This is a genomic window from Pantoea sp. UYEF8, assembly GCF_040546285.1.
Classification (GTDB): Bacteria; Pseudomonadota; Gammaproteobacteria; order Enterobacterales; family Enterobacteriaceae; genus Pantoea; species Pantoea brenneri.
In genome coordinates this window covers 330,197-344,671 of sequence record NZ_JBEPNM010000004.1, presented here as the reverse complement: position 1 = coordinate 344,671, position 14,475 = coordinate 330,197, and the positions used below count along the sequence as shown (strand labels likewise).

8 protein-coding genes are annotated in these 14,475 nt (G+C 59.5%); 2 read left to right on the top strand and 6 right to left on the bottom strand.

The genetic code is table 11. The features are described from left to right. Position 1: 1 nt before the first annotated feature. From baeS to ABIB18_RS10555, 5 genes are all read right to left on the bottom strand, one after another. Positions 2 to 1,390, bottom strand: coding sequence for an envelope stress sensor histidine kinase BaeS (baeS, locus tag ABIB18_RS10575; RefSeq protein ID WP_159223566.1), 1,389 nt, complete (start codon positions 1,388 to 1,390; stop codon positions 2 to 4). After that, positions 1,387 to 2,793: an MFS transporter gene (locus ABIB18_RS10570; RefSeq protein WP_354474170.1), complete on the bottom strand. Its 1,407-nt coding sequence runs from the start codon at positions 2,791 to 2,793 to the stop codon at positions 1,387 to 1,389. Before ABIB18_RS10570 ends, baeS begins: the two co-directional genes overlap by 4 nt. 67 nt (positions 2,794 to 2,860) lie before the next feature. Further along, the gene (mdtC, locus tag ABIB18_RS10565) at positions 2,861 to 5,935 is read right to left on the bottom strand and encodes a multidrug efflux RND transporter permease subunit MdtC (RefSeq protein ID WP_094106146.1); all 3,075 of its coding nucleotides are present in this window, start codon (positions 5,933 to 5,935) and stop codon (positions 2,861 to 2,863) included. Next, positions 5,932 to 9,054: an MdtB/MuxB family multidrug efflux RND transporter permease subunit gene (locus ABIB18_RS10560; RefSeq protein ID WP_354474125.1), complete on the bottom strand. Its 3,123-nt coding sequence runs from the start codon at positions 9,052 to 9,054 to the stop codon at positions 5,932 to 5,934. Before ABIB18_RS10560 ends, mdtC begins: the two co-directional genes overlap by 4 nt. Further along, complete coding sequence (locus ABIB18_RS10555) at positions 9,054 to 10,289, bottom strand: MdtA/MuxA family multidrug efflux RND transporter periplasmic adaptor subunit (protein ID WP_354474124.1); 1,236 nt, start codon at positions 10,287 to 10,289, stop codon at positions 9,054 to 9,056. Before ABIB18_RS10555 ends, ABIB18_RS10560 begins: the two co-directional genes overlap by 1 nt. Positions 10,290 to 10,529: 240 nt before the next feature. On the opposite strand from ABIB18_RS10555, the gene ABIB18_RS10550 reads away from it, so the two are divergent. Continuing rightward, positions 10,530 to 11,489, top strand: a complete 960-nt coding sequence (locus tag ABIB18_RS10550) for an aldo/keto reductase (RefSeq protein ID WP_089561732.1) — start codon at positions 10,530 to 10,532, stop codon at positions 11,487 to 11,489. A gap of 210 nt (positions 11,490 to 11,699) precedes the next feature. Next, complete coding sequence (locus ABIB18_RS10545) at positions 11,700 to 13,043, top strand: carbohydrate porin (RefSeq protein WP_031375318.1); 1,344 nt, start codon at positions 11,700 to 11,702, stop codon at positions 13,041 to 13,043. A gap of 60 nt (positions 13,044 to 13,103) precedes the next feature. Here the strand turns inward: ABIB18_RS10545 and yegD are convergent, their stop codons facing one another. Next, a complete protein-coding gene (gene yegD, locus ABIB18_RS10540; RefSeq protein ID WP_354474123.1) occupies positions 13,104 to 14,456 on the bottom strand; it encodes a molecular chaperone in 1,353 nt (450 codons plus the stop codon). Positions 14,457 to 14,475 lie beyond the last annotated feature (19 nt).

The window sequence follows — 14,475 nt, the reverse complement described above, 5'->3', positions numbered from 1 at the left end:
CTTACACAGAGGGAACGTAGCGCAAGTGTAGCGCGATTTTCAGTCCACCTAAATCAGAGTGCTCTGCAGCGATGCGCCCGCCGTGTGCGTCAACGATGTTTTTACAGATCGCCAGCCCCAGTCCCGACCCGCCGCTGGCGCGGTTACGTGACCCTTCGGTGCGGAAGAAGCGTTCAAAAATCTGGCTCTGATGTTCACCGTCAACGCCAGGCGCGCTGTCTTCCAGATCGATGCGCCAGTAAGGGGCTTCATACCAGAGTTTAACCTCGACCCGGCCACCGCTGTCGGTATAGCGCAGGCTGTTTTCCAGCAGGTTGGTGAACAGTTGCATCAGCCGGTCAGGGTCGCCAAAGAACGGCGCTTCATCCGGTAAGTTGAGTTTCAGGCTTAAGCCGTAGGCGCGATAGCGTTCAGCAAAGCTGCCGGCGGTCACCTCCAGCAACTGCACCAGATCGGTTGCCTGCTTGCGGTAGGCGAGGGCGCCCTCATCAGAGAGTGACAGCTGATGCAGATCGTCCACCAGCTTGGTCAGCACCACCACTTCGCTCTGCAGCGAGGCGATCGCTTCCGGCGTCAGTTTACGCACGCCATCCTGCATCGCCTCCAGCTCGCCGCGCAGAATAGCCAGCGGGGTGCGCAGCTCGTGCGAGATGTCCGCCATAAACGCGCGGCGCATGCTTTCATTCTTTTCCAGCGAACTGGCCAGCAGGTTGAAGTCACCGGCCAGCTGGCCGAGTTCATCCTGACTGCCCACCTCAACCCGGGTCGCAAAATTACCGGCCGCCAGGTGATGGGTGCCGTCAACCAGCCGTTTGACCGGTGCCAGCAGGCCGCGCGCCATCAGCCAGGTGACCAGCGCGGCCAGCAGCGTCGACAGCGCGACGATATACCAACTGGTACGCCGCTGCTGTTGATCAAAGTTGATGTCGGTGCTGCGCGTCAGCCGCTCCGGCGGCGATCCGATCACCCAGCCAACTACTTTGCCGGTGCTGGTGGTGATATTACGCCGCGACCCCTCGGGCGGAACCGGTGAGCGCGGGCCGACCATCACTTTATATTGCTGATCGAGGATCCAAAACTGGGTGCGCCAGCCGTGCGGCGGTAGCTGATTATTGCTGTCGGGATTCTGCTCCAGCGATCGCAGAATATTGAATACCAGCCGATCGTTGTGGCGCAGGAAATCCCAGTTGCCGTGCTGCTGATACTGATCGGCCAGCGCGTCACTCAGCAGGCTTAACCGCTGCTCGTTGCCGCGTTTAATATAGTCAACAAAGCCGTGCTCGAAGCTCAGACGGACGCCCCAGTGCATGGTGATCAATACCAGCATGCAGGTCGAGAAGATCGCCATAAACAGTTTGGCGCCAATGCCAAGGCGCAGGTTAACCCTCATGACTTTCTCCGGCGTCGTAAGTCGACGTTTTTACTTACCTGCTGCGGAACACGCCAGAACACCAGCGCGGGCAAGATAATGATCAGCGACATGCACAGGTAGGCATAAATAAACATCTGGTGTTCCGCACTGCTGTCGCTGGCGGCATCCTGGGCAAACGCACCCAGCAGTAAGCCCGCCAGCGTCACGCCGATACTCATCGACAGCTGCATAATCATCGACAGCAGGCTATTGCCGCTGGAGGCGAGTTCATCGGGCAACTCTTTCAGCGTCAGGGTATTCATTGAGGAGAAGCGAATGGCGTTGACCATCCCCTGCAGAAACAGCACCAGCGGCAGCAGCCAGACCCTGCCCATGATCGCCACCAGCGGGAACAGCAGCACCACCAGCGCCAGTGCAATGGTCGAAACCACCAGCACGTTGCGATAGCCAAACAGGTTAACGATGCGCACCACAATGCGCTTCATCCCCATGTTGCCGAGCACCATCGGGATCATCATCAGCCCGGCGTGAAACGGACTGTAGCCCATGCCGACCTGCAGGAAAATCGGCGTCATAAACGGCAGCATGCCGCTGCCGATGCGGCCGGTAAAGCTGCCGAGCAGGCCAATCGAATAGATGCGGTTATCAAACAGCTTCAGGCTGAACAGCGCATTGTCATTGCTGCGCGCATGCATCAGATAGAACAGCAGCGAGAACATGCCGATCAGGATCATCGCCCCGAGCAGCAACGGTGAACCGCCACTGCTGCGCTGACCATCCAGCGCCAGGGTTAAGGTCGCCATGCCAGCCGCCAGCAGGATAAAGCCGGTGAAGTCGAATCGTCGGGTCTGCATCGCGTAGTCAGGCATCAGCATCAGGGTCGCGACGGCACCGGCAATGCCGACCGGAATATTGATCAGGAAAATCCAGTGCCAGCTGGCGTACTCCACCAGCACGCCGCCCAGCGCCGGACCCAGCAGCGGCCCGATCTGCCCCGGCAGCGTGACAAAGGTCATCGCCGACATGTACTGCTCGCGCGGCACGATTTTCATCACCGTCAGGCGACCGACCGGCACCATCATCGCGCCGCCAATTCCCTGCACTACCCGCGACAGCACCAGCTGGTCGAGGGTGGTAGAGAGCGCGCACAGCAGCGATCCGAGGCTGAACAACACAATCGCGCTAAAGAAGATGTTACGCACGCCGAAGCGATCTGCCAGCCAGCCGCTGACCGGCAGCATGACCGCCACCGTCAGCACGTAATAGACAATCACCGAGTGCATATGCAGCGGACTGACGCCTAAATCGTGCGCCATCGCCGGTATAGCGGTGTTGACAATGGTGGTATCCAGCGTCTGCATAAAGAAGCCGATGGCGACTATCCATAATTGCCAGCGGACGTTTGCGCTCTGTGTACTCATCATTCAGTCCCGAAATCGCGTCGCTTCGTTCTTCACCTCGCGCGACGCTGCGGCGTCGCACACCCCGTTATTGCTGTTGCGCCAGCGCCAGCGGACGCTTTTTACGCCGTAGTTTATCCATCATCAGGTAGACCACCGGCGTGGTGTAGAGCGTCAGCAACTGGCTCATCACCAGACCGCCGGCGATGGTAATGCCGAGCGGCTGTCGCAGTTCCGCGCCGTCACCGCTGGTCAGCACCAGCGGCAGCGCGCCAAACAGCGCCGCCAGCGTGGTCATCAGAATCGGCCGGAAGCGCAGCAGGCAGGCCTGAAAAATCGCCTCGCGCGCGCTGAGCTGGCCGTTGCGTTGTGCCTCAAGGGCAAAATCTACCATCATGATAGCGTTCTTTTTCACGATGCCGATCAGCAGCAGAATTCCGATCAGCGCAATCAGGCTGAACGGCGTATCGAACAATTCCAGCGCCAGCAGTGCGCCAACCCCGGCCGACGGCAGCGTCGACAGAATGGTGAGCGGATGGACATAGCTCTCATACAGCATCCCCAGCACGATATAGACCGCGCCAATGGCCGCCAGCATCAGCCACAGCTGGCTGCTCTGCGACTGCTGGAATACCTGCGCTGTACCGGCAAAACTGCCGCGTACGCTGGAAGGCACCCCGAGCGAGGTCATGGTGCGCTCAATTGCCTCGGATGCCTGCGACAGCGACACGCCTTCCGGCAGGTTAAACGAGATGGTCGAGGCGGCAGAAAGCCCTTCATGATTGACCGACAGCGGGGCGTTGGCGGGCTGCCAGTGCGCAAACCACGACAGTGGAATTGCTTTGCCTTCGCTGTTGATAACAAACATCTGCGACAGGGCGCTGATATCCTGGGTATAGCGTGGATCGACCTCCATCACCACCTTGTACTGGTTAAGCGGCTGATAAATAGTAGAGATCTGGCGCTGACCAAAGGCGTTATTCAGCAAGGCATTCGCTTCAGCGACGTTAATACCGAGTCGCGCCATACTTTCACGATCGTAGGTCAGGGCCATTTCGCTGCCTTTATCCTGCTGATCGGAGTTGACGTCCGCCAGCTGCGGCAGGGCGGCGAACGCCTGACGGATTTTCGGCTCCCAGCTGCGCAGGTCGTCGAGATTGTCCGACAGCAGCGAGTACTGATAACCGGCATTCGATTCACGGCCGCCGACCCGCAGATCCTGCACCGCATTCAGGTAGAGGTTAGCACCCGGCTCTTTTGCCAGTTTAACCCGCAGCCGGGCGATGACCGCCTGCGCGTTCTCTTTGCGCTCTGACAGCGGTTTCAGCGAGATAAACATCGAGCCGCTGTTGGTGCGCATCCCACCGGTAAAGCCGACCACGCTCTCTACCGCCGGATCGGCACCGACGATCTCCATAAAATCCTGCAGCTTACTGCGCATCGCCTGGAACGAAATGCTCTGGTCGGCCGAGATAAAACCGGAGAGCCGGCCGGTGTCCTGCTCCGGCATAAAGGTTTTCGGGATGCTGATAAACAGCCAGACGGTGAGGGCGATGGTGGCGAAAAACAGCAGCAGCACCCAGCGGGCATGGTTCAGCACCACATTGAGCGAGCGGCCATAGCCCTGCTGAATCGCCAGCAGCAGCCGGCCCGATCCATGCCGACGGGGCTGGCTGCCGGGTGCCGACGGTTTCAGCAGATATGCACACATCATTGGCGTCAGGGTTACCGAGATAAACAGCGAGATCACAATCGCCACCGACAGGGTGATGGCAAACTCGGAGAAGAAGCGGCCAATCAGCCCGCCGATCATCAGCAGCGGCAGGAAGACCGCGATCAGTGACAGACTCATCGACAGTACGGTAAAGCCGACTTCACGTACCCCTTTCAGCGCTGCGGGCAACGGCTTCATGCCCGCCTCGACGTGGCGGGCGATGTTCTCCAGCACCACAATCGCATCATCGACCACAAAGCCGGTGGCGATGGTCAGCGCCATTAGCGACAGGTTGTTGAGACTAAAGCCGCACAGGTACATCGCGGCGAAGGTGCCAATCAGTGAAACCGGCACCGCCACCGCCGGGATCAGCGTGGCGCGACCCGAGCGCAGGAAAACAAACACCACCAGAATCACCAGCGCCACGGCGATCACCAGCGATTGCTCCACTTCATGCAGCGAGGCACGAATGGTGGGTGAGCGATCCTGAGCGATCTGCAGGTCGATGGCGGCCGGGATCACCTCATGCAGCAGCGGCATTTCGGCGCGGATGCGGTCCACCGTATCGATGACGTTAGCTTCAGGCGTTTTGCGGATCAGCAGCAGCACCGCCGGTTTACCGCGTGACATCCCGGCATTACGCACGTCCTGAACCGAGTCTTCGACTGTCGCCACGTCCGACAGCCTGACCGCCGCGCCGTTGTTGTAATGCACTATCAGCGGCTGATACTCAGTGGCGGTCTGCAGCGCATCGTTGGTACGCAACTGCCAGCGCTGCTGCGAATCATCCAGTGCACCCTGCGGCCGTCGCTGATTGGCGTTGGAAATGGCGGTGCGCACCGCATCCAGCGATACGCCCTGATTAAACAGCGCCTGTGGATTCAGTGCCACGCGGACCGCAGGCAGCGAGCTGCCGCCTACGGTGACGTCGCCGACGCCCTCGATTTGCGACAGTTTCTGCGCCAGCTGCGTCGAGGCGTAGTCATACAGCTGACCCGGATTGTAGCTGTCCGAGGTCAGCGTCATGATCATAATCGGCGCATCTGAAGGGTTCACTTTGCGATACGTCGGGCGCGACGGCATCCCGGTAGGCAGCAGGCTTTGCGCCGCGTTAATCGCGGCCTGAACATCGCGCGCGGCTCCGTTGATGTCACGATCAAAATCAAATACCAGAATGATGCGGGTGCTGCCGAGTGAACTGGTTGAGGTCATTTCACTGACGCCGGCGATGCGGCCCAGCGAGCGCTCGAGTGGCGTGGCGACCGACGACGCCATAATCTCCGGCGCGGCACCTGGCAGCGAGGCCGAAATCACGATCACCGGAAAATCGACCTGCGGCAGCGGTGCCACCGGCAGCAGGCGAAAACCGAGGATGCCAGCCAGCGCAATTGCCAGCGTCAGCAGGGTTGTGGCGACCGGCCGATGAATAAACAGGGCAAAAAACTTCACTCTGCGGCCTCCGTGCGGCCGAGGCGACGGCGGGTGGCGTGCGCCAGCTGATCAAACAGCAGGTAGATCACCGGCGTGGTGAACAGCGTCAGCACCTGACTGACAATCAGACCGCCGACCATCGCAATCCCCAGCGGGTGACGCAGTTCCGCGCCGACCCCGGTGCTGAGCATCAGCGGTAATGCGCCGAGCAGCGCCGCCAGCGTGGTCATCAGAATCGGCCGGAAACGCAACAGGCAGGCCTGATAGATAGCATCGTAAGGCTGCATCCCCTGTTCACGCTCAGCCGCCAGCGCGAAGTCGATCATCATGATGGCGTTCTTTTTCACGATACCGATCAGCAGAATGATGCCGATGATCGCCACAATATCCAGCTCGTTGCCGCTGAGCATCAGCGCCAGCAGCGCCCCGACGCCCGCGGTTGGCAGCGTCGACAGTATGGTGATTGGATGGATAAAGCTCTCATACAGCACCCCGAGCACGATATACATCGCTACAATCGCCGCCACAATTAGCCAGACGGTGCTGCTCAGCGCCGCTTCAAACGCCAGCGTGCTGCCCTGGAACTGGGTCATCATTTCGGCGGGCATACCGAGCTGCGCTTCTGCCTGCGATACCGCTTTGACCGCATCTTCCAGCGAATAGCCGTCAGCCACGTTGAACGAGAAGGTCGCCGACGGGAACTGATCGAGATGGTTGATACTGAGCGGTGTATGACGCTGTTCAATACGGGCAAAGGTGCTCAGCGGCACACTGCCGCCGTCGCTGCTGGCCAGACGAATGCTCTCCAGGCTTTGCAGGCCCGGCGTGGCGCGGTTGTCCTGCTCCAGCACCACACGATACTGATTAGCCTGGGTATAAATGGTAGAGATCAGGCGCTGACCAAAGGCGTTATACAGCGCGTTATCCACGTCCGCCATACTGATACCCAGCCGGCTGGCGCTGGCACGATCGACATTGATATAGGCTTCCAGTCCCTGATCCTGCCAGTCGCTGCTGACATCCCGCAGTTGCGGCAGGGTATTCAGCTCGGTCAGCAGCGCCGGCACCCAGGTGGTGAGTGAAGCCAGCGAACCCGATTGCAGCGTAAACTGATAGGGCGTGCGGCTCGCCTGGGTATCAATGGTGAGATCCTGTACCGCCTGCAGCCACAGCTGCACGCCCGGAATCTGGCTCACCTGCTGTTGCAGCCGTTGCTGAATCACCGGGATCCGATCTTCACGCTGGTCGAGCGGCTTGAGGTTGATTTGCAGCCGGGCGCTGTTCAGCGCGGCATTAGTGCCGTCCACCCCGACAAATGAGGTCATGCTCTGCACCGCTGGATCTTTCATGATGATTGAAGCCACATCGCGGGTACGCTCGGCCATGCTGGCGTATGAGACGGACTGCGGCGCCTGCAGCGTGCCCTGAATAATGCTGTTGTCCTGCTGCGGGAAAAAGCCTTTCGGGATCATCATCCACAGCAGGACGGTCAGCACCAGGGTACCGAGCGCGACCGATAAGGTCAGCCACCGATGATTAAGCACCCGGCGTAACCCGCGACCGTAGACGGCAATGATGCGCTCAAACATCGCTTCGCTGGCGCGTGAGAAACGGTTCTGCTTACGCAGCGACCCGGCGCTCAGCATCCGGGCGCACATCATCGGCGTCAGGGTCAGCGAGACCACTGCCGAGATCAGAATCGCCACCGCCAGCGTCACCGCAAACTCGCGGAACAGGCGGCCAATGACATCGCCCATAAACAGCAGCGGGATCAGCACTGCAATCAGTGAGAAGGTCAGCGAGATGATGGTAAAACCGATTTCGCCTGCGCCTTTCAGCGCCGCGGTTAACGGTTTTTCCCCTTTTTCGATGTAGCGGGAGATGTTCTCAATCACCACAATCGCGTCATCGACCACAAACCCGGTGGCAATGGTCAGCGCCATTAAGGTCAGGTTGTTGATCGAAAAGCCGAGAAAATACATCGCCGCAAAGGTGCCGATCAGCGACAGCGGCACCGCAACCGCCGGGATCAGCGTGGCGGGCACATTGCGCAGGAACAGGTAGATGATCATCACCACCAGCGCCATCGCCAGTATCAGCTCATACTGGGTATCGCTGACCGAGGCGCGGATATTGGTGGTGCGGTCGGTCAGCAGTTTGACCTCGACCGATTTTGGCAACGCCGCCGTCAGCGCGGGCAGCATGGCGCGGATATTGTCGGCGGTAGCAATGATGTTGGCACCCGGCTGACGCTGCACGTTGAGCACAATCGCGGCGTCGCGGTTGGCCCAGGCACCCAGCCAGCTGTTCTCTGCGCCTTGCTCAATGGTGGCGACGTCACCCAACCGCACTGGCGCACCGTTGTTGTAGCTGATGATCAGCTGACGGTAATCTTCCGCCGATTTCATCTGGTCGTTGGCCGACAGGGTAATCGAGCGCGTCGGCCCATCCAGGCTGCCTTTAGCCGAATTGACGTTGGCGTCGCTGATGGCGGTACGCACCGTCTCGCTGGTCAGGCCAAGCGCCGCCAGCGCCTGGGCATTCATTTTGACCCGCACCGCCGGACGCTGACCGCCGGACAAGGTCACCAGCCCGACGCCGCTGACCTGAGAAATTTTCTGCGCCACCCGGGTTTCCACCATGTCCTGAACCTGGGTCAGCGGCATGCTGCGGGTGGTAACGGCCAGCGTCATGATCGGCGGATCGGCCGGGTTCACTTTGCTGTAGACCGGCGGATTAGGCAGATCGTTGGGCAGCAGGTTGGTGGCGGAGTTAATCGCCGCCTGCACTTCCTGTTCCGCCACGTCGAGCGGCAGGCTGAGCTGGAACTGCAGCGTCACCACCGATGCGCCGCCCGAACTCTGCGACGCCATCTGCTTCAGGCCCGACATCTGGCCGAACTGACGCTCCAGCGGCGCGGTAATGGATGAGGTGACCACATCCGGACTGGCACCCGGATAGAGGGTAACCACCTGAATGGTCGGATAATCAACTTCCGGCAGCGCCGAAACCGGCAGGAAGCGATAGCCCAGCACGCCTGCCAGCAGAATGGCAATCATCAACAGCGTGGTGGCTACCGGACGCAGAATAAACTGGCGCGACGGTCCACCGCTGTGATCGGGAGGCATTACCTGCATTACTCACGCTCTCCCTTCGACGGCAGCGCCGCACGGCTACTGCGCGGTGCGGTACTTTGCGCCGCGACAATCTCAACTTTCGCGCCTTCGGTCAGGCGATCCAGACCATCGGTCACCACCCGTTCGCCCGCTTCCAGCCCGGCGCTGATCACCACTTTCTGGCTATCCTGCAGGCCGGCAATCACGCTTTTCTTGCTGACTTTATTATCGCTGTTGACCACCCAGACGAAGTGGCCTTCATTGCCCATCTGCAGCGCGGCGGCCGGAATAACAATCGCATCCTGCAGGGTATTGACCTTCAGCCGGACGTTAACGAACTGATTGGGGAACAGCGCACCGTCCTGATTATCGAAGCGCGCTTTGATCTTAATGGTGCTGGTGGTGACATCAATCTGGTTATCGAGGCTCAGCAGTTTACCGCTGGCAATCAGCGCCTGATTGCTGCGATCCCAGGCTTCGACCGGCAGCGGCTCACCGCTTTTCTGCGCCTTCAGAATCTGGCTGATGTTGTTTTCGGCGAGGGTGAACACCACGTCAATCGGCTGGGTTTGGGTGATCACCACAATGCCGGTGGTGTCTCCGCTGGTAACGTAGTTGCCGACGTCCACCTGCTTCAGACCGACCCGGCCGTCGATCGGCGCAGTAATCCGGCTGTAGGTCAGATTAAGCTGGGCGCTGGCGACGCTGCCCTGGTCCGCTTTCAGGGTGCCGAGGGTTTCGCTGACCAGCGAGCGCTGCGTATCCAGCTCCTGCTGTGACACCAGCGAACTTTTCGCCAGCTTTTCGAAACGCGCCAGGTCGCGGCGGGCGTTCGCCAGCGTGGCCTGATCTTTTGCCAGCTGGCCCTCGGCCTGAGTTAACGCCACCTGATACGGACGCGGATCGACTTCTGCCAGCAAATCGCCGGCCTTAACCTGCTGGCCTTCGGTAAAGTGTATCGCCACCAGATCGCCATTAACCCGGCTGCGCACCGTCGCGGTATTGGCGGCGGTGACGGTGCCTAATCCGCTCAGGTACTGCGGGACGCTCTGGCTGGTGGCGCTGGCGGCCTGAACCGGGGCGAGAGGACGACGGGCGCCGTCAGCGCCGCCTTTGCCGCGCGGCGTGCGTGCGCCACTCTGCTGGTCGGTCTGCGGCTCAGCAGCGTGCTGCCACCAGTAATATCCGCCGACGGTCGCGGCAATCACCACCAGCACAATCAGGCTCTTTTTCATAACAGGATGTCGGGTGCTCATTATTTTGCTTGCTCTCCAGCAGTGATGTAGTCCCAGGCGCAGGCATCAAACGGGTAGCCTGCAAACGTCAGATTGTAGTCGCCTCTGACGGGCAAAAGTTGAAGGAAATAAGGATATCTGTCAGGGCCGGGTAAGTATGCCTTTTCTGGCATTAATCACACCACAATCGTCATAAAGAAACCGTTTCGCTTTGCTATGCTCAGTGACAGACCGTTTCGATACACCACTAAGGAGCAGATGATGAGTCAGAATGAAACCCGACAGTTAGGCGACAGCGGCATTTCGGTGCCGGTACTGACGTTTGGCGGCAACGTGTTTGGCTGGACCGTGGATCGGCCTGGCTCGTTTTCGCTGCTGGACGCGCTGGTGGAAAAAGGGCTGTGGTTTATTGATACCGCCGATGTTTATTCACGCTGGGCACCGGGAAATAAAGGCGGTGAATCAGAAACCATTATCGGCGAATGGCTGAAGAAAAGCGGCAAACGCGACAGTATCGTTCTGGCCACCAAGGTTGGGATGGAGCTTTCGCCGGAGAAAACCGGACTGAAACCGCAGTATATCCGCCAGGCGGTGGAAGACTCACTGCGTCGGCTGCAAACCGATTATATCGATCTCTATCAGGCGCACCGTGACGATCAGGACACGCCGCTGGCCGAGACGCTGAGCGCCTTTGACGGCCTGATTAAAGAGGGCAAAGTGCGGGCAATTGGTGCCTCCAACTACAGTGCGGCTCGCCTGCAGCAGGCACTGGAAATCAGCGAAGCGGAAGGGCTGGCGCGATATGAAACCCTGCAGCCAGAATACAATCTCTACGATCGCCAGCCCTACGAATCAGAGCTGGAGCCGGTGGTCAGCCACCACGGGTTAGGGGTGATTAACTACTACTCACTGGCCAGCGGTTTCCTGAGTGGTAAATACCGCCAGCCGGCCGATGCCAGCAAAAGTCAGCGCGGGCAGGGCGTGGTGGAAAAATACCTCAACCCGCGCGGCCTGAAGATCCTGGCAGCGCTGGATGCAATCGCTGAAGCGCATCAGGTTTCACCGACGCAGGTGGCGCTGGCGTGGCAGATTGCCCGTCCCAGCATCACCGCGCCGATTGTCAGTGCCACCTCGCTGGCCCAGCTCGACGATCTGGTCGGGGCAACCCGGCTGACGCTGACGCCGGAACAGATTGAACAGCTGGCCGACGCCAGCCGCTAACAGAACGGGGCCGCTGCGCCCCGTTTCGCCCCCATCCATTCACGCTTCGCCTCCACTGCTGCAAGAGTAACCACTCTGAGATCCAGCTCACATTTGCGCGAATAAACTGGTTAGTTGACTAATCGTGCGCACGTATTTACAAAAATTGAACTTTTCTCAGCACTATTCTCTGCGGGTCATTCCCCCGTAACTCACATAAGAATAAGCATGATGAAAAATAAACAAGCAGAGCAGCGTTTTCCGCTGCGCCGTGTGGCAACCGGCACCCTGATCCTGGCGATGTTAACCGGTCATGCGATGGCCGCTGACGCGCTGAGCGCTGATTCAGAGTGGATGTTTGGTGACTGGGGTGGTTACCGAACGCAGTTGCAGAACGACGGCATTAAATTTGACGTAAATTACACCATGGAAAGCGCGGCCAACTTAGGCGGCGGGGCCGATACCAACACCACCATGCGTTACAGCGATCAGTGGAGCTTCGGCACCAATTTCGATCTGGAAAAACTGCTGGACTGGCAGGATGCGGAATTCCAGATGACTATCACCAACCGTGACGGACAAAACCTGTCCGAACAGGTGGCGGACAAGCGCACCGGCATGCTCTCTTCGGTGCAGGAAGTGTATGGTCGTGGCCAGACCTGGCGTCTGACCCAGTTCTGGTTGCGCAAAGGGCTGTTTAACGATGTGGTCGACCTGAAAGCTGGCCGGGTGACGGTTGGTGAGGACTTTGATAACTTCGACGGCAACCTGTTCCAGAACCTGGCGCTGGGCAGCGGTCAGGCGGGTAACTGGCGTGGTGACCGCTGGTTTAACTGGCCGGTATCCCAGTGGGGCGGCCGGATCAAACTGAATATCACCCCGGAAGTTTTCTTCCAGGTGGGATTCTATAACCAGAACCGGGCTAACTACGATCGCGGCGACGGCTTCCGTCTGGATACCAGCAATTCTGAAGGCAATCTGGTGCCGGTCGAACTGGGCTGGAAACCGACGCTGGGCGCGCAAAAGCTGCCGGGTAACTACCGCATCGGCTATTACTACTCTTCAGCCAATGGCGATGTCTATGGCAGCTGGCGCAACGGCGCGTATCAGGATCAGGATCACGCCTATGGCGGCTACCTGCTGTTGCAGCAACAGCTGACGGCGCAGGATGGCGATGTGAATCGCGGTCTGGGCGTGCGGGTTCAGGCGGTGATGAACGATCACAAAACCTCCAAAACCGACAACTATCAGTCGATCGCCTTTACCTGGAAAGGGCCGTTTGATGCGCGTCCTGATGATGAAATTGGCGTAGGCGCGGCGCGTATTCATGTCAACAGCGACTACACCCGCTCGCTGCGTCAGCAGAATCAGGCCAACGGCGAGAGCAGTTTTGACAGCCCGACCTATCTGCCGATTCAGGACGGCTCGGAGTATAACTACGAGGTCTATTACAACGCCAAAGTGACCAACTGGATGTCGCTGCGCCCGAATCTGCAATATGTGGTGGCGCCTGGCGCGGTCAGCGAAGTGAAAGATGCGTTTATCGGCGGCATCAGCGCCAATATCGCGTTCTGATCCGCAGTCAAAACAGTAACGGCGCCGTTGGGCGCCGTTTTTTTTGCTGCGCGATCACGCTTAGCGGAACATCACTTCTGCCCAGCGGGCTAAGCCTGCGGTCACCGAGGCGAAATCATCGCCGCCGGCAATCGGCGTGTCAGGCAGCGCCTGTTGCAATGCCGCACGCAGCAGCGGCGAGCGGGCACTGCCGCCGGTCAGGTAGACCACGTCAGGTTTGATCTGGCTGGTGGCCAGCGCCAGCTGGACCTGCTCAAGGATTTTCTCCAGCGGCTGATTGATCGCCTCCTGCAGCAGGTTGACGCTGAGATCGGCCTGCAGCGATCCGGCAATAAAGTCGAGCGACGCCGCATGTTCCGCGCGATCTGACAGCGCGATTTTGCTCTCTTCGGCAGCCCGCACCAGACGATAACCCAGCTTCTGCTGCCACACTTTCAGCAGGCGCGCGACCACCTCACTCTGTTCCGCGTCACGGACTAAATCGCGCAGTAACTTACCGCAGGCGGCGCTGTAAAATTCGCTTTGTGCCGGAACATCGTTGATCGCAACCGCATTCCACCACGGCAGGGCGGGCAGGGCGATGCCTTTCTGGGTATTACCGCCGAGACCGAGCAGCGGCATCAGCGTTTTGAACGCCAGCATAATGTCGAGATCGTTACCGCCGACGCGGCAGCCACTGTGGCCCAGCAGGCTTTCGCGGCGATCGGCTTTGTCGCGCCACGTCGGTCCCATCAGTAACATCGAACAGTCGGTGGTCCCGCCGCCGATATCAACCACCAGCACCCGGCTCTCCTGTTGGAGGGTGGCTTCAAAATCCAGACCGGCCGCTACCGGCTCAAACTGAAACTCCACGTCGCGGAAGCCGGCCCGCTGCGCGGCACGCAGTAAAATACCCTGTGCCTGCTGGTTGGCCTCTTCACTGCCTAAGCCCTGGAAGTTAATCGGACGACCAATCACCGCCTGATCGATCGGTTCATCAAGCTGACTTTCGCCCTGCTGACGAATGTGCAGCATCATGGCGCAGACCAGGTCTTCAAACAGGGCGATCTGCTGCGGTTTCAGGCCGCTGGCACCGAGAAAGGATTTGGGGGATTTTACGAACCAGACATCTTCCGGATCGACCATGTACTGTTGCAGCGCGGTCAGACCAAACTGCACGCTGTTGGGCTGTACGTCGATATCTTCTTCGCGGTTAAAACGCAGGGCGCGCTGCAGCAGAGCGGTGGTTTCACTGTCGGGCGTCGCCACCTGATGATGACGATAGAGCCATTCACTGACCGACTCACGGGTAGGCGCACAGATCATCGACGGCAGCAGGCGCTGGCCGTTTTCCAGCGTTAACAGACGCGGCGCGCCATTTTCACTGACGGCTATGGAACAGTTAGCCGTGCCGTAATCGAATCCTATGAACATTTTTGCCCCCATGCCGGAA

Coding starts and splice junctions, on each gene's coding strand:
- ABIB18_RS10550 (WP_089561732.1), top strand. CDS start 10,530: ATGAGTCAGAATGAAACCCGACAGTTAGGCGACAGCGGCATTTCGGTG.
- baeS (WP_159223566.1), bottom strand. CDS start 1,390: ATGAGGGTTAACCTGCGCCTTGGCATTGGCGCCAAACTGTTTATGGCG.
- ABIB18_RS10570 (WP_354474170.1), bottom strand. CDS start 2,793: ATGAGTACACAGAGCGCAAACGTCCGCTGGCAATTATGGATAGTCGCC.
- yegD (WP_354474123.1), bottom strand. CDS start 14,456: ATGTTCATAGGATTCGATTACGGCACGGCTAACTGTTCCATAGCCGTC.
- ABIB18_RS10560 (WP_354474125.1), bottom strand. CDS start 9,054: ATGCAGGTAATGCCTCCCGATCACAGCGGTGGACCGTCGCGCCAGTTT.
- ABIB18_RS10555 (WP_354474124.1), bottom strand. CDS start 10,289: ATGAGCACCCGACATCCTGTTATGAAAAAGAGCCTGATTGTGCTGGTG.
- ABIB18_RS10545 (WP_031375318.1), top strand. CDS start 11,700: ATGAAAAATAAACAAGCAGAGCAGCGTTTTCCGCTGCGCCGTGTGGCA.